Here is a 20,198-nt window from a genome sequence, read left to right as displayed (position 1 = left end):
AAACTACGGTACTATCTTGGCTCATAATTTTAGAGTAACTGCTACATGAATTACCTTCGTTGTTTACCATTGATTCTTCTCTCTTTTGCATCATTAGCATCTGAACGTTCTACATTAACTTTCGCTTTAGACAATGATGGTATCTTTGGTGTCGACCAAGACTACACCAACGGCTTATTTCTGGGTTACACATCATCAAGTATTACTCCGTACAATTGGGTGAAACCATTAAGTCTTTCTTATTGGGGCGCAAACTCTCTAGATAAGTGGGAGATCACCATTGGCCACAAAATGTATACCCCTTCTGATATTGAATTGGAAACACCATCAGCCAATGATCGCCCATATGCCGGTTTCCTACACACAGAATTCAACTACATTAGCTTGAATCCGCAGCAAGCCCAACGCTTTAACATCACGTTTGGTACAACGGGTGAACGTGCACTTTCTGAAGACGCTCAAAAGCTAGTCCACTCGATCACGAAATCAGACGAACCTATGGGTTGGGAATATCAAGTTGATAATGAGTACGCCGGTAGTGTGGGGTATCTGAGTCATTTCAACCTAATGCGCAATCAAGCGTTAGTAAACACTGACTTCGAAATCTCTAACGTTTCAGAAATCAACGTGGGTAACTTTAGAAGTAATATTTCAACAGGCTTCATGTTCCGTTGGGGTACAGACTTAGGTGGCAACTTTGGCGCAGCAAACATCAGCACAGAAAACCCATTTAAGGCAGGTATGATCGGCGCGTCAAACACGGGTTGGTTTACCTATGCTGGCCTTGAAGGTCGTTACCGATTTAACGACCTGACTATCGAAGGTGATCGTTCAGGTGTGGACGAGTATGCGAATAAAAACAACGAAGATCCTGCTATTTACGATGTTACATTAGAGAACATACAAGCGACAGCCGTTCTGGGTTTTGCTTGGTATAACCAACACGTTGGTGCATCCTTGGCGCTAACGGCAAAAACGCCTGATTACAAAGAAGCGAAAGAGTCAGTGTACACCACGGGTGGCATCACCATGTTTGCTTTCTTCTAGGCACCATAAGGCCTTTTGTCCTTTACTTTTCCAGTTTAAGAAAGACAATCATCTTCATCGATGGTTGCCTTTACTTTTAAAGACCTCGTTACCATTTGACCCTATTTTATGTACCGTTTTTGTAATAAAATAAGGGGCATAAATTCCTCTACGAGAATAGCTCATGTCTACAACTGGTCGTATTCACTCATTCGAATCTTGTGGTACTGTCGATGGCCCTGGTATCCGCTTTATTGTGTTTCTTCAGGGCTGCTTAATGCGTTGTATGTACTGCCATAATCGCGACACATGGGATCTTCATGATGGAAAGGAAGTAACGGTCGAAGAGATCATCAACGAAGCAAAATCGTACCGTCATTTCATGAAAGCCTCTGGTGGTGGTATAACCTGTTCAGGTGGTGAGGCAATGTTGCAACCTGAGTTTGTCCGTGACTTTTTCCGCGCTGCTCAGGCTGAAGGCATTCACACTTGTCTCGATACTAATGGCTACATTCGCAAGCACACTGAAGTGATCGATGAAGTTCTAGAAGCCTCAGATTTAGTGATGCTGGATATTAAGCATATGCGAGATGAGATTCACCACGACTTCATTGGTGTATCGAATAGACGTACGCTTGATTTTGCACGCTACCTACACAAGATCGGAAAAACCACTTGGATTCGTTACGTGATTGTTCCGGGTTACACCGATACTCCAGAAGATGCTCACCTTTTAGGTGAATTCATTAAAGACATGGACAACATTGAAAAAATAGAACTACTTCCATATCACAAGCTTGGTGCTCACAAGTGGGAAGCACTCGGCCATGACTACCCTCTTGAAGGTATACAACCTCCAAGTAAAGAGAAAATGGACGAGATTGTAGCCGTACTTAGTCAGTATCATCCAAACGTCAAATACTAGTCTAAGCTTACGTTGATAGTGATTTCAAACGCCTCAATTTCGATTGGGGCGTTTTCTTTTTCGAGCCAAACAATCCTTTCACTTTTCTTTACAACTTTTGTTTATCAATTCAAAAATCATATTAAATCCGTGTTGAGATCATGTTTCCACTCGTAGGAATGCTGTTACTCTTACTGCAACAAAAGAATACAACATTTAGTTTTTAGTGAGGCTCCTCCCATGGAAATGACCAATGCTCAGCGTCTAATTCTATCGAATCAATACTACCTAATGTCTCAAATGGATCCTGAGAATTCAGCTAAATACCAACGTCTACAAACGATTGTAGAGCGCGGTTACGAACTCCAAATGCAAGAGCTTAACAAAGAATTTGGTTGTTTAACTGAAGCTGAGTGTCGTGAAATTATCGACATCATGGAAATGTACCATGCAATGCAAGAATCACACAAAATGCTAGAAAATCAAGAACGTACTGAGGTTGACCAACGTCGTCTACAGTTTCTCGGTTTTGATATCTCTTCTGAAGTGCAGAGAACACACTACGTACGCTTCCTAGTGGGCTCTGAAGGGCTTTACCCTCAATTCGACAAAGCTGACCACCATTTTAATAGCCAAATGCCAATGTTAGAGAAATACCGTCGCATGTTAATGACATGGCGCAATTGCCCTCGTCAGTACCACCTATGTGCGACAGAGCTATCTCAAATCTTTAATGCTTAAGCTTAATAAACAACACTAGATTGCAGCGACACCAACTGATTTACAACATTGATATATACAAAGAAGGGTTACTCAACTGAGTAGCCCTTTTTATTACTTGAATCTTAAATACTAGGCTTGAATCCACTATTGCTTACAGCCCTACTCATATAATTATTTGAGAATGGATTCCACACTGACGTTTCTCGCGCCTTCCACTTTTCATGTGTTGTCACTGCCATTTATATGGTTGTCCCACATCGGCTGTTTTAACGAAGGATTTTTTCACTGATTCGACCTATTCAGCCATCAATTTATGATAACGCAGCGCACGATAAAGAGGCTCATTCGAAAAAGAAACATCAAGCTCGATTATACGTCTAATACACATAAATCCAGTTCAAGAATTGGAAAGCTGCCTAAAATCATAAAACAAACGGCTAGCCCCTCTCGAATGCAAAATAATTTGATTTTGCTCGCTTCAAGTTACCTATTGCTTTCGCCGAGCTTTTCACACGCAAAATTGTAAATAAATACATAATTGTTAAGCAAAATTGTGGAAGCGGGTCTAACCTTAAAATGTAGGAAGAGCCTATTTTTCAATCGCTCGTCAGTTTTGACTGGTTAACAAGGGGAATGTGACTATGAGTATTTTTGACCACTATCAATCACGTTATGAAGCGGCCAAGGAAGAAGAGCTGACATTGCAAGAATTCTTGGGGCTGTGTAGAGACGATAAGAGTGCTTATGCTAACGCTGCTGAGCGCTTACTGCTAGCTATTGGCGAACCGGAGGTGATTGACACAGCTCAAGATCCTCATCTAAGTCGTATTTTCTCCAACAGAGTGATAGCACGTTACCGTGAATTTGAAGATTTTTATGGGATGGAAGACGCGATTGAGCAGATTGTTTCTTACCTAAAGCATGCCGCACAAGGCCTAGAAGAACGTAAACAAATCCTTTACCTACTTGGCCCCGTGGGTGGTGGTAAATCTTCTCTTGCCGAAAAGCTCAAAGCACTAATGCAAAAGCTACCCATCTATGTGCTGTCTGCCAACGGTGAACGAAGCCCTGTGAATGATCACCCCTTCTGCCTATTTGATGTAAACGAAGATGGTGACTTACTGAAGAACGAATACGGCATTGAGCAGCGCTACCTCCGTTCTATTATGTCTCCGTGGGCAGCAAAACGTCTGCACGATTTTGGCGGTGATATTTCCAAATTCAAGGTCATCAAACTACGCCCTTCGATTCTCGATCAAGTAGCGATCGCGAAGACAGAACCAGGAGATGAAAATAATCAAGATATCTCATCTCTTGTTGGTAAAGTTGATATTCGCAAGCTTGAGCACTTCTCTCAAGATGATCCTGATGCCTACAGCTACTCTGGTGCGCTGTGTAAAGCAAACCAAGGTTTAATGGAATTCGTAGAGATGTTTAAGGCGCCTATTAAAGTCCTACATCCTCTCTTAACGGCAACACAAGAAGGTAACTTTAACGGTACCGAAGGACTTTCTGCATTACCGTTCGATGGCATGATCTTAGCTCACTCGAATGAGTCAGAATGGCAAACTTTCCGCAACAACAAAAACAACGAAGCTTTCCTAGACCGTGTGTACATTGTAAAAGTACCTTACTGTCTACGTGTTTCTGAAGAAGTGAAGATCTATCAGAAACTGCTTGAGCACAGTGAATTGTCTAAAGCACCTTGCTCACCTAGTACACTAGAACTGCTATCACAATTCAGTATTTTGTCTCGACTCAAAGAGCCAGAAAACTCATCACTGTTCTCCAAAATGCGTGTCTACGACGGCGAAACACTGAAAGATACCGATCCAAAAGCGAAGAGTTACCAAGAGTACCGAGACTATGCCGGTGTTGACGAAGGCATGTCAGGGCTTTCGACGCGCTTCGCCTTTAAGATCCTTTCTCGTGTGTTCAACTTCGACCAAGCAGAGGTAGCAGCTAACCCTGTTCACCTATTCTACGTCATCGAACAGCAAATCGAGCGTGAGCAATTCCCTCAAGAAACCGCCGAGAAGTACCTCGAGTTCTTGAAAGGGTATCTAGTGCCTCGATACGTAGAATTCATCGGTAAAGAGATTCAAACCGCATATCTAGAGTCTTACTCTGAGTACGGTCAGAATATTTTCGACCGCTATGTCATCTATGCTGACTTCTGGATTCAAGACCAAGAGTACCGTGATCCAGAAACAGGACAGCTATTTGATCGCGCTTCTCTGAATGCTGAGCTAGAAAAAATCGAAAAAACAGCTGGAATCAGTAACCCTAAAGACTTCCGAAATGAGATTGTGAACTTTGTGCTTCGTGCCAAAGCCAATAATAACGGGCAAAACCCCGTTTGGACAAGCTACGAAAAACTGCGCACTGTGATTGAGAAAAAAATGTTCTCTAACACAGAGGAACTACTTCCTGTTATTTCGTTCAATGCTAAAACCTCTACGGATGATCAGAAAAAACACGACGACTTCGTTGCTCGTATGATGGAGAAAGGCTACACCGAAAAACAAGTTAGGCTACTATCTGAGTGGTACCTAAGAGTTCGCAAATCCTCATAACTAAACTGTACAGAGCAGTTCAAGTGAACCGCTCGTACAACCTAAATAAAAGTAGGATCGCGACATCAGCTGAGAGGGAGTTCTTATGGCACAATTTATCGATCGGAGGCTCAATGGCAAAAATAAGAGCGCTGTAAACAGGCAGCGCTTCTTAAGACGCCATAAAGAGCAAATCAAAGAATCTGTGGCCGATGCAGTCAACCGACGCTCAATCACCAATACTGAAACTGGTGAAGACGTCACTATTCCTCATAAAGACATCAAAGAGCCAAGCTTTCATCAAGGTCAAGGCGGCGTAAGAGAACGCGTACATCCAGGTAATGACCAGTTCATTACTGGCGATAAAATTGAGCGCCCTAAAGGTGGGGGCCAAGGTGGTGGTTCGGGGCAAGGGGACGCGAGCCCTGATGGCGAAGGCCAAGATGAATTTACCTTCCAAATTTCAAAAGATGAATATCTTGATATTCTATTTGAAGATTTAGCCCTGCCTAATCTAGAAAAGAATCAAGTCAATAAAATCACCGAATGGAAAACACACCGCTCTGGTTACCAAAGCGCGGGGATTCCATCCAACATCGCTATCGTGCGTTCACTGCAGCAGTCTCTAGCTCGAAGAACCGCGATGACAGCTAGTAAAAAACGCGAGCTTAACCTACTGATGGAGCAACTTGACCAAGTTAAAATGACGGAACCGGCACAACCCTTCGAAGAAAATCGCTTAAAAGAAGAGATCGCCGAGCTACGCAAAAAAATTGAAAACGTGCCCTTCATTGACACCTTCGACTTACGTTTTAAAAACTATGAGAAGCGCCCTATTCCATCTAGCCAAGCGGTGATGTTCTGTTTGATGGATGTGTCGGGCTCAATGGATCAAGCCACCAAAGACATCGCAAAACGTTTCTACGTACTGCTGTACCTGTTCCTCAATCGCACTTATGAAAATGTCGATGTGGTGTTTATTCGTCACCATACTCAGGCGAAAGAAGTCGACGAACATGAGTTCTTCTACTCGCAAGAAACGGGTGGCACTATCGTTTCCAGCGCACTAAAATTAATGAAAGAAATTGTAGCTGACCGTTACCCAGCGAGTGAATGGAATATCTACGCCGCTCAAGCCTCTGACGGCGATAACTGGGCTGATGACTCCCCTCGCTGTAAAGAACTGCTGGTGAATAAGCTTCTGCCTATCTGCCAATATTACTCATACATCGAAATAACACGCCGCTCTCATCAAACCCTTTGGCACGAATACGAAAAACTCGAAAACAGCTTTGACAACTTTGCGATGAAAAATATTAGAACAGTGGATGATATTTTTCCTGTGTTTAGAGAGCTATTCCAAAAAGAAACAGCGTAAGGGGGCTTGCCATGACAGCGAAATCAAACGTTGCAGAAAAGAACGAAGCTACGCAGAAGAAAAACGAGAAGATGCTACCTGACGGACCCGATTGGACGTTCAACCTATTAGAGCAATATCACGTTGAAATTAAGCGTGTGGCGCAGCATTACCGTTTAGATACTTACCCGAACCAAATTGAAGTGATTACCTCAGAACAGATGATGGACGCTTATTCCAGCATTGGTATGCCCATCAATTACAACCACTGGTCTTTTGGTAAAAAATTCATTCAAACCGAACAAAACTACAAACACGGCCAAATGGGCTTAGCATACGAAATTGTCATCAATTCAGACCCTTGTATCGCTTATCTGATGGAAGAGAACACCGTCACTATGCAGGCACTCGTTATGGCTCATGCTTGTTACGGCCATAACTCTTTCTTTAAAGGCAACTATCTGTTCCAAACATGGACCGATGCCAGTTCCATCATCGACTACCTATTGTTCGCTAAAAAATACATTACTGAGTGCGAAGAAAAATACGGCGTTGCAGAAGTCGAGCAACTTCTCGATTCTTGTCACGCACTGATGAACTACGGCGTAGATAGATACAAACGTCCAGAGAAGATTTCAATCGCAGAAGAAACCGCAAGACAGGAAGAGCGAGAGGCTTACCTGCAATCTCAAGTCAATGAGTTATGGAGAACGGTGCCTAAAAGTCAAGACAAAGAAGAAAAGGAAACGATTCGTTTTCCTAGCGAACCTCAAGAGAACATTCTCTACTTCATCGAAAAAAACGCTCCACTGCTTGAACCTTGGCAACGTGAATGTGTCCGTATCGTCCGTAAAGTCAGCCAGTATTTCTACCCACAGAAACAAACCCAAGTAATGAATGAGGGTTGGGCAACCTTCTGGCACTACACCATCCTTAACCACCTTTACGATGAAGGCTTAGTCAGTGATAAGTTCATCTTAGAATTTTTACACAGCCATACTAGCGTGGTCGCACAACCGGCTTACAACAGCCCTTACTTCAATGGCATAAATCCTTATGCGCTTGGTTTTGCGATGTTTAGAGACATCCGACGCATCTGTGAAGAACCAACCGATGAAGACAAAGAGTGGTTCCCTGAGTTAGCCGGAAGTGATTGGTTAGAAGCCGTGCATTTTGCTATGCATAACTTCAAAGATGAAAGCTTTATCAGCCAGTATCTTTCTCCAAAAATCATTAGGGACTTTAAGCTGTTCTCTGTGCTCGACGATGACCATAAGAACACGATTGAAGTCAGCGCTATCCATGATGATCCAGGCTACAGTTTGATTCGAGAGAAGCTCGCTGCACAATATAACTTAAGTAACCTTGAACCTAATAGTAGATGTCCGTGGTGATCGCTCGATGACACTGCAATATAGGCCTCACGACCGGATTCCTCTTGATAAAGGCTATGATGAAGTCATGAAACATCTATACCGCTTATGGGGTTTTGATGTCATTTTGGAAGAGCTCAACGATACGGGTCATAGAGAGATCCTGACCACTTGTCCAAAACGTAATGATTATGGAACCAAGATTTAACGCTTAACTCGCTAACGTTGATACTCTATATGTAAAAAGACATTCAGGAATGGTGCTGGAAAAGGCTTGAAAACCAAGCAGAATTTTTCGATAAGTAGTTACTCTACAATCAAATATTCTAGTGAAGTTATCGAGCCTTTTAACAAGCTAAGACGAGCAATTATTTACTACAATTGGTATAAATTTAAACAATCGGTTTTTGACCGCGTTCGATCAGCTTCATCAGCACCCTGTCTGCTGATTTACCTGCAACGCCCGCTAGCTTGTCTGATAGTTTTTTCTTCTGTACGTAGTGAATCGCTAGAACCGTCTTGTCTTTACATGCTGCTACGACTAAATCATCAGAAGTGCTGATCTCATCCACCAGCCCAAGTTCATGAGCTTGTGTACCGAACCAGTGTTCGCCCGTTGCAACCTTATCAAGGTCTAGCGCTGGACGGTGGTCACGAATAAAGTCTTTGAATAAGCCGTGTGTCTCTTCTAGCTCTTCTTTAAACTTCTCACGTGCTTTATCGCTGTTCTCACCAAACATAGTTAGCGTGCGTTTGTACTCACCCGCCGTTAACTGTTCGAACTCAATATCATGCTTTTTAAGCAATTTATTGAAGTTAGGCAACTGAGCGATAACGCCAATAGAACCAACAATAGCAAAAGGTGCAGATACGATTTTGTCTGCAATACATGCCATCATGTAACCGCCACTTGCTGCGACTTTATCTACCGAGATAGTCAGAGGTAGGCCTGCCGCTTTAATACGATCAAGTTGAGAAGAGGCCAAACCATAGCCGTGAACCATGCCACCGCCAGATTCAAGCTTAAGTAATACTTCATCACCTTCACGAGCCACAGCTAGAACCGCCGTTACTTCTTCACGTAATGAAGCCACTTCTTTCGCATCAATGCTGCCGTTAAAATCAAGAACGAATAGATGTGGTTCACGCTTGCTATCAAGCTCCCCCTCTTTCGCTGCTTTCTTCACTTCTTTACTGCGTGACTTTACTTTCTCTTTTTCTGCTTTCTTTTCTGCTTTATCACGTGCTTTGATGAAAGTATCATCATGCAAATGGTGCTCTAATTGTTCAATAGTCTGTTTATGATGTTCCGATAGGTTAGTGATTTCCAGCTCACCTTTAATTGCGCTTGATTTACCACCCACCGATTTAGCAATCACTAAAATGGCAATGATGGCGATTACAACGGTCGCAATCTTGGCTAAAAACAAGCCGTAGTCCAACAAAAATTCCAATGTCATATCCCCTATTGTATGAATTAGTGTATTGTAACCATCTTGTCACGATTACCAAGAATTTCTCATCATTCCTGCGGTTATCTGTGTAATTAAACATCAATGGAATGACGAACATAATAAAAGAAAGAAGGATAAGCACAGTGGATTACCCAATCTCTACAGATGCCCTCAAAGATAAAGTAATTTTGGTTACAGGTGCCGGTGCTGGCATTGGTCGCCAAGCCGCACTAAGCTTCGCTCAACATGGCGCAACTGTCATTCTGTTAGGCCGCAATGTTAAAAACCTTGAATTGATTTACGACGAAATCGAAAGCGCAGGTTACCCACAACCTGCGATTATCCCATTGGATTTAAAAGGCGCGACAAAACAGAACTACGTTGATATGGCTGAAACCATTGAATCACAGTTTGGTCGTTTAGACGGCCTACTGCATAACGCAGGTGTGCTTGGCACGTTAAGTCCATTTGATCAAATCGATGAAGAGACCTTTGATGGCGTCATGCAAATCAACGTTAAAGCTGAGTTTCTAATGACTCAAGCACTCCTGCCTGTCATTAAGAAAGCGGAAGCGGGTCGTATTGTCTTTACCTCTTCAACGGTGGGTCATTCTGGCCGTGCGTTCTGGGGCACTTACGCGATTTCTAAGTTTGCTACCGAAGGTATGATGCAGATCTTAGCGGATGAGCTTGAAGACACAAACATCCGTGTTAACGCGATTAATCCGGGCGGCACTCAAACACGTATGCGTGCAAAAGCGTACCCAGGTGAAGATGCGAACAAGCTAAAAACGCCATTAGACATCATCCCGCTGTACCTACACTTAATGAACCCAAGTGTGACAGACATTAATGGCCAATGTATAGATGCTCAACCTAAGTAGTTGATATTATAACCAATAGCAAGAAGCCGCCTTAATCGCGGCTTTTTTTGTATCTAAATCAAGTATCTAACAGTTAGTTCATCTGATTTTCGTCATTTTGCTTTGCATCTTTTTCATTGTTAAATATACTGTATAGATATACAGGTATTTGATTATGCATGAACTCATAAAAAACTTACAAGACCGCCAGTTAATCTGGAAAGGATTACAACCAACAACGCAAGGAAGTACCACTTCGACAGGCTACCCTCAATTGGATAAACAGCTTGATGGAGGCTTTCCGATGCACGGCGTTATTGAGGTGGAATCACAACAAGGGATCGGCGAACTTCGTCTACTCACGCCTTATTTAGCTCAACAAAACTCACAGAAACTGGCCATTTTCATCAACCCACCAGGGAAGATCTGTGCCGAGTTTTTCAACGACCAAGATATTCCATTAGAGAACATCCTAGTCATCCAACCTCAGCGTGCTCTCGATGCACTATGGGCTGCTGAACAATGCCTCAAGAGTGGTGCTTGTCATTCTGTATTGCTATGGGGAGCCGATCTCGAAATCCACCAAACCAAGCGCCTGCAAGCAGCAAGCGAAACGGGTAAGTGCCTGCAATTTCACTTTAAAGCCACCAGCCATAATCCGTTGTCCCTACCCGTTTCTTTAAGCATGAAACTCTCTTCTCACGCGCAGGGGTTAAAGGTTGAGGTCACGAAAAGAAAAGGCAGCTGGTCGTATGGCAGCTTTATTCTCGACATGAGCCAAAATTGGCCGTTACTCACAGAAAAAGTCATCAATCAAAACAGTTCGACTCACGCTTTGTCTAGTAATACGGTGCCGGCTTTCCCTATTGCGAAGCAAGGCTAACGTATGTTGTGGCTTTATCTACACTTTCCATCTCTGCAGTTAGATACCTTGTTTAACTCTAATGAGTTGGGTTTGAACGAAACATCACACGAGAAACCTATTATCATCGTGGATGAAAAAGATCACCGTGTGCTGCAAGCTAACCCAGCCGCACTGCAATCAGGCATCACACTAAGCATGGGACTCGGGTCTGCGGCGGCACTTTGCCACAACTTACACGTTCACCCTTACAGTATTGAGCTAGAGAAAAATAAACTGAAAGAGATCGCTCAATGGGCATATTTAGTTACATCAGATATGGCGTTACTGCCGCCCAATGGTTTATTAATTAAAGCCTCTAACATGCTGTCGCTTTACAACGGGCTAGACAATTACTGGCTCGAACTCAAAAGCCATTTAGAGTCACTCAACATCCAGTTCAGCTTTGCCACAGGTTATTCGCCGCTTTCTGCAATCCTTTTAGGCAAGCAATCCATCAACCAAACAACAAACAATGTTGAGCAAATGAAAGCTTGGGTAAGTCAGCAGGCGCTAAGTTCAAGCGAATTACCAGCTAAGCAAATTGAGCGCCTGAACCGTGTTGGTATCAATGTCGTTGAAGACCTATTAAAGCTGCCTTTGCAAGAAGTCGCACGTCGCTTTGATATCGACTTAGTGAATTATGTTGGTCGCCTTAACGGACAGTTCAAGCACCCGATTGATTTCTACCATCCACCGGAGAATTTTCAGCAATATCTCGAGCTATTGTTTGATATTGAAAACATCCTGTTTATCGAAAAGCCGTTACTGAAATTATTAAATCAACTCGAGTGTTTTTTGAAGCTACGTGACCGAGTGGCTTTCGAGTTGACGCTGACTTTGCATCTAAGGGATAAAAACGACCACCATGTCTCTTTTTATTCAGCACAGGGCGATTATCTTGCAAGCAAATGGGCGAACCTTACCCATCTCGCCTTAGAGTCTCTAAAGCTCACGGCACCCGTTCAAGGGCTAACTCTCTCCTTGATTCGTCATGGATCCCCCCAAATGACCTACCATGATCTTTTTGATGGCAATACCGGAACACTTGCTGCGCTAGACCTACTTTCACTGTTACAGGCGAAGCTTGGGCAAGCCTGTATTCAAACTCCGAAAATACAACAGGATCCTAGGCCAGAAAAAAACAATCAATATTCACTACCAACACTAAGTCATGTGGCAAAAAAGGCTCTGACTCCCCAAAAGGCCAACCAACAAACCACAACAGCTATCAGTATTAATCAACAGCGACTCAGGCCGAGTATTCTGCTGCCTGAGCCTGAAGTATTAACAGAGAGCGTCACCTTGTCTCAAGGCCCTGAACGCATTGTGTCTGGGTGGTGGGACGGAGAGAAAATCATTCGTGACTACTTTATTGCTTACAGCAAAAACGGGCGGTGGTTATGGGTATTTAGAACACCAGATAAACAGTGGTTCTTGCACGGTTTGTTCAGCTAGTCAGTAAGACAGTTTGGTAAGTCGTTCTTGCCACTTGTTCCATTTAAACGCCTCTTTTCAATCATGTTCACTCGCAATGATTAAGTGAGATTACGCTATGTCTCAGCAATACTCAGAGCTTTTCTGCCAAAGTAATTACTCCTTCCTTGAGGGAGCTTCGCACGCAGAAGAACTTGTTTTACAAGCCGATTTCTTACGTTACAAAGCACTCGCGGTCACCGATGAGTGCTCGGTAGCGGGCATCGTGAAGGTTCACTCTGCAATCAAGCAACATAAACTGTCGCTCAAGCAAATCGTCGGGAGCATGTTTTGGTTAAATGACGAATGCCAAGTTGTCTTGTTATGCCCAAATAGAACGGCCTATGCCGAGCTATGCCGCATTATTACCAACGCGAGACGTCGTAGCAGCAAAGGACATTATCAGCTCTCTGAATGGGATATCATGTCGGCTAAGCATTGCTTCATTCTTTGGCTGCCTCAACAGAAAAGTGAAGATTCACATTGGGGACAATGGCTTTCTCAGCATCACTCCGGCCGGCTGTGGATTGGCCTACAACGACACCTAAAACAAACCGACCAGCAGTACATGGATTACTGTGTTGAGCTGTCACAACATCACCAACTACCCATTACGGCTTGTGGTGGTGTATTGATGCACAACACTAATCGCTTGCCCTTACAGCACTCACTCACCGCGATTAAGTACCAAAAGCCAATTACAGAAGTAGGCTGCCATTTACTGGCGAATGCTGAGCGCTGTTTGCGAAGTCTTGATAAGCTCTCTCATATCTTCAAAACTGAGTGGCTAGAAGAGAGTAACCGTATCTCTAAGCTGTGCGAATTTGATTTAGACAGCTTACGTTACGAATACCCAAGTGAACTTATTCCTCAAGGTGAGACGCCCATGAGCTATCTGCGAATGTTGGTCGAGAAAGGAAAACAGGCTCGCTTCCCACAAGGTGTGCCTAACGACATCCAGCAGATCATAGATAAAGAACTCGGGCTGATTAACGAGCTCGACTACCCTTTCTTCTTTCTCACGATCCACGACATCATCATGTTTGCCAAAAGCCAAGGGATTCTTTACCAAGGTCGAGGTTCAGCGGCCAATTCCGTGGTCTGTTACTGCTTAGAGATCACCTCTGTCGATCCAAGACAGATCTCAGTGCTATTTGAACGCTTCATCAGTAAAGAGCGCGACGAACCGCCTGATATTGATGTCGATTTTGAGCATGAACGCCGTGAAGAAGTCATCCAATACATCTACAAGAAATACGGTAGAGAACGCGCAGCACTTGCCGCCACTGTCATTTCATATCGCTTTAAAAGTGCGGTAAGGGATGTCGGCAAAGCATTAGGGCTACAAGAAACCCAGCTTGATTACTTCATTAAAAACACGAATCGCAGAGATAAAAGCTTAGGTTGGCAAGCACAATTAACTCAATTAGGACTACAACCTGATTCTTTAAAGGGTCAGCAATTTATCCATTTAGTTAATGACATTATTGGCTTTCCACGTCACCTGTCTCAGCACGTCGGCGGCTTTGTGATCTCTTCAGGGCCTCTGTATGAACTGGTTCCTGTCGAGAATGCGGCAATGCACGATCGCACCATTATCCAATGGGATAAGGATGATCTAGAAACCTTGGGGCTGCTGAAAGTCGATGTACTCGCATTGGGTATGCTCTCTGCGATTCGTAAATGTTTCGACCAGATCAAGAATATCCATGGTCGCTCCCTTACGATCGCTGAGATCACTCGTCTTAAGGACGATCCTCAGGTTTACGGCATGATTCAACAAGCCGATACCGTCGGGATATTCCAAATTGAGTCACGAGCGCAAATGAGTATGCTGCCAAGGCTTAAACCGAAAACTTATTACGACTTGGTGATTCAAATCGCTATCGTGCGCCCAGGGCCAATTCAGGGCGATATGGTACATCCATTTCTAAAACGTCGAGATGGCATTGAGCCCATAAGTTACCCATCCAAAGAGGTGGAATCGGTACTATCACGCACCTTAGGTGTACCTATCTTTCAAGAACAAGTGATTAAACTCGCGATGGTAGCTGCAGGGTTCACTGGCGGAGAAGCGGATCAACTCAGGCGCGCGATGGCCGCTTGGAAGAAAAACGGTAACGTGTTTAAGTTTAAAAACAAACTCATCGAAGGCATGCAAAAACGCGGCTACAAAACCGAGTTTGCCGAACAGATATTTAAACAGATATGCGGTTTTGGCGAGTACGGTTTTCCGGAAAGCCATTCCGCTTCGTTTGCGGTATTAGCCTATTGTTCAGCTTGGTTGAAATGTTACTACCCAGAATGTTTCTACGCTTCTTTACTGAATAGCCAACCCATGGGTTTTTATAGCCCGTCGCAGTTGGTACAAGATGCACAGAGGCACAATCTGGTGATTTTGCCGATATGTGTGAATACCTCTCAAGAGAATCACACGGTTGTTTCTCATCAGAATGGTCTAGCGATTCGATTAGGGCTGCGACAAATCAAAGGCTTGAGCGAACACGGTATCCAGAGCGTACTCGCCAATCGTCCGCATTCCGGTTATCGTCACCCTAGCCAGGTGAAGCAACTATCAATGAGTAAAACAGACATTGAATTACTCGCCTCGGCTAATGCGCTGCACAACGTTTCTGGTGACCGCTTTCAGACACGCTGGGCAATTATGGATTCCGCTTCTGACCTGCCTCTATTTAGCCAAGTCTATGACGATACTAAGGATGAGGATGGCGAACACACATTGCACAAACCCAATGAGATGCAAGATCTACTTGAAGATTTTACCAGTATCGGGATTTCATTAAACAAACACCCTATCACTTTGTTAGAAGAAGCGAACCGACTCGGTCGATTCACTCATATGAAAGACCTAATACAACAAAGACACAAATCCATGGTCACTGTTGTCGGATTAGTCACTGGTAAGCAATCACCTGGTACCGCAACAGGCGTCACCTTTGTCACTCTGGAAGACAGCACTGGCAACATTAATGTTGTGGTATGGGGAGCTACCGCACGAGCTCAACAGAAAGCCTACCTCACAGCCAAAGCATTAAAAGTACAAGGAATATTAGAAAAGGAAGGCGAAGTAATGCATGTGATTGCTGGGAAGCTCATCGATATTACCGATGAAATTGTTGGTTTGAAAACCAAATCACGGGATTTCCATTAGCGACTCAGATAGCCGTTTCATAAACGCTAAAAGCGAAAAAGGGAAGCATCTGCTTCCCTTCAGTTCAGTTCAGTTCAGTTCAGTTCAAATTATTGAATGATACCTCAACGCTATCCGCCGTAAGCCTTTTCTTAAAGGCTCTATAAACCATTAGCAGTATTACTTACAAAATCTGGCGCATTCGTTCTTGAGTCACTTCAACTAATAGGTCTGGCTGGAATTTAGAAATGAAGCGATTACACCCTACTTTCTCAACCATTGCTTCATTGAAACTACCACTTAATGAAGTATTTAGCGTAATGAATAAGTCACGCATTCTTGGATCACTACGAACCTCATGAGTCAGTTTATAGCCGTCCATTTCAGGCATTTCAGCATCGGTAATCATCAACAATATTTCCTGATTAATGTCTTTACCTTCGTCACACCATCCCTTAAGCAGATTCAAAGCTTCTAAGCCATCGCAACATTCAATAATATTCAGGCCGAGTTGTGACAAAGTGCCTTTAATCTGGTTACGTGCTGTTGAAGAGTCATCAACAATAAGAACGTTACGTCCAACCATCTCATTGGCGAGCTGCTCGTCTAAAACCCCTTCAGAGATAGAAACATCGTAATCAATGATCTCAGCTAGTACCTTTTCAACATCGATGATCTCAACAATTTTATGTTGATCTTCTTCTTGAATATGCGTAATCGCTGTTAGGTAGTTTGCACGCCCTGCTGTCTTGGGTGGTGGCTGGATTTCAGTCCACATCGTATTCACAATATTACGAACTTGCCCAACCAAAAAACCTTGAACGGTTCGGTTGTACTCCGTAATAATCAAATTACTTTCTTGAGAATCGGCACGTGATGGCGGAAAGCCTATCGCACTACGTAAATCAATTACAGGGACGGATTCACCGCGCAAAGAAGCAACGCCGGTAATATTATGATGGGAGCCTGGAAAGCGAGTGAGTACTGGCAATTTTAGGACTTCTTTCACTTTAAACACGTTAATCGCAAAGAGTTGACGACTATTTAAACTGAATAATAAGAGTTCCAGACGGTTTTCACCTACCAGTTTGGTTCTTTGATCAACCGAATTTAAAACTCCAGACATACAACACCTTAGTGACAAATAATAAATTTGGCTACAATAGCCTACTTCAATAGGATAACACAAAGCGCCAATCACAGAATACTTAAACTAAGCACCAAAAATACTGCAATACGAAGCTTAGGTGTATGGTTGGAGTAGACTATAACAGTAGTAAAGAAGCTAACCTTCAATAACTTTCATCAATAGCTGACCATCGTACAAAGCCTGCTTGATAAGCGCAGCACCCGGCATGGTCGCCTGCTTATAAAAACGAGACTCCACCAACTCTAAGTCTTGATGGTAAACCGATAAACTCTGCTCTTCGATACACTTTTGAATTTCAGGGTATAGGACACTTTTTGCTTGGTTAATAACACCGCCAACCAATATTTTCTCTGGGTTGAATAGGTTAATCACAATCGCAATAGCCGCACCTAGGTAGCGACCTAACTGCTCAATCACTTCGACGGCTAACTCATCTCCATTTGCTGCTGCCGCGCAGATTTGCTCAATGGTGACATCTTCAAACACAGACAAGGTTGATGCTTCACCATTTGCGAGTCTTGCTTTCACTTGGTCACGTATCGCTTGTGAACTCGCTACCGTTTCTAAACAGCCTCGGTTACCACAATGACAAAGCTTGCCTTCTTTATCGATCTGGATATGCCCCAGTTCACCGATATTGCCATGACGCCCTTGCAAAACACGACCATCAAGAATAATCCCGGCACCTAAACCATGGTGAATCGAGATAAGAACAGAGTTGTCGTTGTCTTGTGAATTACCAAACAGCTTCTCTGCCAATGCCCATGCTCGGGTGTCATTGGCAATAAAGACTGGCAAGCCCGTTTCTTTATAGATCTCCGGCCCTAACGCTAAATTTTCAACATTATAGTGTGGCATCTGCAACACTATACCTTGCTCAGAATTCACAAGGCCAGGTAGCGTAACCGCAATGCTGGTTACCCTATCGAGTTGTTCAGCATAGGTTTGGAAGAATTCATCAATCTCATGCAATAAGCGAGCAAGCACATCGTCTTGGTCACGTTCATGAATATCGATTTTGGTATCGATAAGAACATCACCACCCAATTCATGCAGAGCAATTGTCAAGTATCCACGACCAAGACGCATCGACAGAAACTGCCAACCTTCGTTATTGGTTTGCAGACCGACAGCCGGACGCCCACGAGTGGTGGCTTCTTGAACCGTCGTTTCATGAATAAGGTGAGCTTCAATGAGTTCACGGGTAATTTTAGTAATACTCGCCGGAGCCAACTCACTTTGCTTGGACAAATCGATACGAGAAATAGGACCTTTAAGGTCAATTAGTTTATATACACGACCAGCATTGACCTGTTTGATATGATCAATATGGCCCGGTTGAGCCATGTACATTTTACGCTCCAAAAATCATCAACTGGATAATTTTTTTACTTTGCGAAGTAATTGTGAAGTCACTTGGTATATCGCCGTGACCAGTATCACGTATATACATGAATCTTTGTGTATCGAGTCAAATAGTTCGAGAAGAATTATCATCCAAATTGAGAAATTAAGACTTAATTTTCGAAAAAAAACATCACGACTGAGGCTTGAATTCAATCATTGTGGATAATTGGAGAAATACCTTCCTAGCTCCCAATAAATTATCAATTAATGCATATACTTAATTCAGCCTTAAATCAGATTACAGTCCTCACTCTAGGAGTATTCATGACAGCCGCATTAAGAAAAACGAAAATCGTCACCACGCTAGGCCCTTCAACAGATAAAGGTAATGTGCTTGAAGCTATCATCAAAGCCGGTGCCAATATCGTCCGTATGAACTTCTCTCACGGCAGCAGCGACGATCACATCCAACGCGCAGAACAAGTTCGAGCGATCGCTAAACGGCTCGGCACTCAAGTCGCCATTCTAGGAGATTTGCAAGGTCCGAAGATTCGTGTGTCGACATTCAAAGATGGCAAGATCCAATTAGCCGTGGGGAACCGGTTCACTCTAGACAGTAACCTAGGTTTAGGTGAAGGCAACCAACAAGCCGTTGGCCTCGATTACAAAGAGCTGCCAAACGACGTATCAACTAACGACATCTTATTACTCGACGATGGTCGTGTTCAATTAAAAGTGACCAGTGTCGAAGGGTGCAAAGTCCACACTGAAGTGCTCATCGGAGGCCCTCTCTCCAACAACAAGGGTATTAATAAAAAAGGGGGGGGCTTATCCGCAGAAGCGCTGACAGAAAAAGACAAGCGCGATATCGTAACAGCAGCACAAATCAAAGTAGATTACCTAGCGGTGTCTTTCCCTCGCAATGGCGAAGATATGCATTACGCGCGTCGACTCGCACATGAAGCCGGCTTAGAAGCGCATCTTGTGGCTAAAGTGGAACGAGCAGAGACGGTAGCCACTATTGAGAACATGGATGACATCATAATGGCCTCAGATGTGGTCATGGTGGCCCGTGGTGACCTAGGAGTAGAGATTGGTGACCCAGAGTTGGTTGGAGTACAAAAACAGCTTATACGTCGTGCAGGGGCGCTTAATCGAACAGTGATCACCGCGACTCAGATGATGGAGTCGATGATCTCCGCTCCAATGCCAACTCGGGCAGAAGTCATGGATGTAGCGAATGCCGTACTTGATGGGACGGATGCCGTAATGCTTTCCGGTGAAACAGCAGCAGGCGATTACCCAGTCGAAACGGTGAAATCAATGGCAGAAGTCTGTATTGGCGCTGAAAAGATGGCGGGTATTAACAACCACTCTAATTACCGTCTTGATCGTACCTTTGTAACAGCGGAAGAAACCGTTTCGATGGCGACTATTTATTCTGCGAACCATATGGAAGGAATTAAGGGCGTGGTCACTCTCACTGAGTCCGGACGCACAGCACTGATGATGTCACGCCTCAGCGCCGATATGCCTATCTACGCACTATCTCGTAACGAAAGCACACTTAACCGGTGCACATTGTACAGAGGGGTTACCCCAATCTACTTTGAAACAGAAGCCAAAGACAGCCTTGATATTGCGCTCTCTACGCTCGCCTGCTTGAAAGAAAAAGGATATCTCACATGTGGCGATCTAGTGATCATCACGCAAGGGGACATTATGGATGTCGCCGGATCGACAAACTGTATGAGAATTCTGCCTGTAACCTAACTCTAAAATCTTCAAGTTTGTTCAATCATCTAAAGCCCGAAGGCTAACTATTCAGTGTTTAAAGTTTTGGTTTTCGAGAGCAAATAAAAAAGAAAGGGTTATCGGACCAAGTTCAATAACCCTTTTCATTTCAAAAACTTTTCTA

At 43.7% G+C, this 20,198-nt stretch carries 13 protein-coding genes and 1 pseudogene; 11 read left to right on the top strand and 3 right to left on the bottom strand.

Annotated elements, in window-relative coordinates:
- Positions 1–45 precede the first annotated feature (45 nt).
- The 6 genes and pseudogenes from OCU50_RS04780 (at position 46) to OCU50_RS04755 (ending at position 8,146) form a co-directional block, all read left to right on the top strand.
- The gene (locus OCU50_RS04780; RefSeq protein WP_060467379.1) at positions 46–1,047 is read left to right on the top strand and encodes a lipid A deacylase LpxR family protein; all 1,002 of its coding nucleotides are present in this window, start codon (positions 46–48) and stop codon (positions 1,045–1,047) included.
- 163 nt (positions 1,048–1,210) lie between these two features.
- Complete coding sequence (gene pflA / locus OCU50_RS04775; RefSeq protein WP_060467378.1) at positions 1,211–1,951, top strand: pyruvate formate lyase 1-activating protein; 741 nt, start codon at positions 1,211–1,213, stop codon at positions 1,949–1,951.
- Between the two features lie 219 nt (positions 1,952–2,170).
- Positions 2,171–2,671 (top strand): YfbU family protein, encoded by a 501-nt coding sequence (locus OCU50_RS04770; RefSeq protein WP_060467377.1) that lies wholly within the window; start codon positions 2,171–2,173, stop codon positions 2,669–2,671.
- 623 nt (positions 2,672–3,294) lie between these two features.
- A complete protein-coding gene (locus OCU50_RS04765) occupies positions 3,295–5,229 on the top strand; it encodes a PrkA family serine protein kinase (protein WP_017055006.1) in 1,935 nt (644 codons plus the stop codon).
- An 85-nt stretch (positions 5,230–5,314) separates the two neighbouring features.
- Positions 5,315–6,586, top strand: coding sequence for a YeaH/YhbH family protein (locus OCU50_RS04760; protein WP_060467376.1), 1,272 nt, complete (start codon positions 5,315–5,317; stop codon positions 6,584–6,586).
- A gap of 11 nt (positions 6,587–6,597) precedes the next feature.
- Positions 6,598–8,146 (top strand): annotated as a pseudogene (locus OCU50_RS04755) (SpoVR family protein).
- Between the two features lie 184 nt (positions 8,147–8,330).
- On the opposite strand, the gene sohB reads toward OCU50_RS04755, so the two are convergent.
- Positions 8,331–9,398: a protease SohB gene (gene sohB, locus OCU50_RS04750; RefSeq protein ID WP_060467375.1), complete on the bottom strand. Its 1,068-nt coding sequence runs from the start codon at positions 9,396–9,398 to the stop codon at positions 8,331–8,333.
- 137 nt (positions 9,399–9,535) lie between these two features.
- Here sohB and OCU50_RS04745 point away from each other — a divergent pair, with 137 nt between their 5' ends.
- From OCU50_RS04745 to OCU50_RS04730, 4 genes are all read left to right on the top strand, one after another.
- Entirely contained in the window at positions 9,536–10,276 is a 741-nt protein-coding gene (locus OCU50_RS04745; RefSeq protein ID WP_016792973.1) for a YciK family oxidoreductase, read from the top strand.
- Positions 10,277–10,430: 154 nt separating this feature from the next.
- On the top strand, positions 10,431–11,138 hold the full coding sequence (gene imuA, locus OCU50_RS04740; RefSeq protein WP_060467374.1) for a translesion DNA synthesis-associated protein ImuA: 708 nt from the start codon (positions 10,431–10,433) through the stop codon (positions 11,136–11,138).
- A 3-nt stretch (positions 11,139–11,141) separates the two neighbouring features.
- Positions 11,142–12,614 carry a Y-family DNA polymerase gene (locus tag OCU50_RS04735; protein ID WP_060467373.1) on the top strand — a complete coding sequence of 491 codons (1,473 nt, stop codon included), beginning with the start codon at positions 11,142–11,144 and terminating at the stop codon, positions 12,612–12,614.
- Positions 12,615–12,711: 97 nt separating this feature from the next.
- The gene (locus OCU50_RS04730; protein ID WP_060467372.1) at positions 12,712–15,804 is read left to right on the top strand and encodes an error-prone DNA polymerase; all 3,093 of its coding nucleotides are present in this window, start codon (positions 12,712–12,714) and stop codon (positions 15,802–15,804) included.
- 163 nt (positions 15,805–15,967) lie between these two features.
- Here the strand turns inward: OCU50_RS04730 and OCU50_RS04725 are convergent, their stop codons facing one another.
- Together OCU50_RS04725 and mlc are read right to left on the bottom strand one after the other, a co-directional pair.
- On the bottom strand, positions 15,968–16,909 hold the full coding sequence (locus tag OCU50_RS04725) for a chemotaxis protein CheV (protein ID WP_017054999.1): 942 nt from the start codon (positions 16,907–16,909) through the stop codon (positions 15,968–15,970).
- A 159-nt stretch (positions 16,910–17,068) separates the two neighbouring features.
- Complete coding sequence (gene mlc / locus OCU50_RS04720) at positions 17,069–18,286, bottom strand: sugar metabolism global transcriptional regulator Mlc (protein WP_060467371.1); 1,218 nt, start codon at positions 18,284–18,286, stop codon at positions 17,069–17,071.
- Positions 18,287–18,604: 318 nt separating this feature from the next.
- Here mlc and pyk point away from each other — a divergent pair, with 318 nt between their 5' ends.
- The gene (gene pyk, locus OCU50_RS04715) at positions 18,605–20,053 is read left to right on the top strand and encodes a pyruvate kinase (RefSeq protein ID WP_060467370.1); all 1,449 of its coding nucleotides are present in this window, start codon (positions 18,605–18,607) and stop codon (positions 20,051–20,053) included.
- The last annotated feature ends 145 nt before the right edge of the window (positions 20,054–20,198 follow it).

The sequence above is a fragment of the Vibrio toranzoniae genome (assembly GCF_024347655.1).
Classification (GTDB): Bacteria; Pseudomonadota; Gammaproteobacteria; order Enterobacterales; family Vibrionaceae; genus Vibrio; species Vibrio toranzoniae.
Note: the sequence above shows the minus strand (reverse complement) of the source record. Positions and strands in the feature narration are given on the sequence as shown.

Coding starts and splice junctions, on each gene's coding strand:
- pflA (WP_060467378.1), top strand. CDS start 1,211: ATGTCTACAACTGGTCGTATTCACTCATTCGAATCTTGTGGTACTGTC.
- OCU50_RS04730 (WP_060467372.1), top strand. CDS start 12,712: ATGTCTCAGCAATACTCAGAGCTTTTCTGCCAAAGTAATTACTCCTTC.
- OCU50_RS04725 (WP_017054999.1), bottom strand. CDS start 16,909: ATGTCTGGAGTTTTAAATTCGGTTGATCAAAGAACCAAACTGGTAGGT.
- OCU50_RS04765 (WP_017055006.1), top strand. CDS start 3,295: ATGAGTATTTTTGACCACTATCAATCACGTTATGAAGCGGCCAAGGAA.
- OCU50_RS04770 (WP_060467377.1), top strand. CDS start 2,171: ATGGAAATGACCAATGCTCAGCGTCTAATTCTATCGAATCAATACTAC.
- sohB (WP_060467375.1), bottom strand. CDS start 9,398: ATGACATTGGAATTTTTGTTGGACTACGGCTTGTTTTTAGCCAAGATT.
- mlc (WP_060467371.1), bottom strand. CDS start 18,286: ATGTACATGGCTCAACCGGGCCATATTGATCATATCAAACAGGTCAAT.
- OCU50_RS04780 (WP_060467379.1), top strand. CDS start 46: ATGAATTACCTTCGTTGTTTACCATTGATTCTTCTCTCTTTTGCATCA.
- OCU50_RS04760 (WP_060467376.1), top strand. CDS start 5,315: ATGGCACAATTTATCGATCGGAGGCTCAATGGCAAAAATAAGAGCGCT.
- pyk (WP_060467370.1), top strand. CDS start 18,605: ATGACAGCCGCATTAAGAAAAACGAAAATCGTCACCACGCTAGGCCCT.
- imuA (WP_060467374.1), top strand. CDS start 10,431: ATGCATGAACTCATAAAAAACTTACAAGACCGCCAGTTAATCTGGAAA.
- OCU50_RS04735 (WP_060467373.1), top strand. CDS start 11,142: ATGTTGTGGCTTTATCTACACTTTCCATCTCTGCAGTTAGATACCTTG.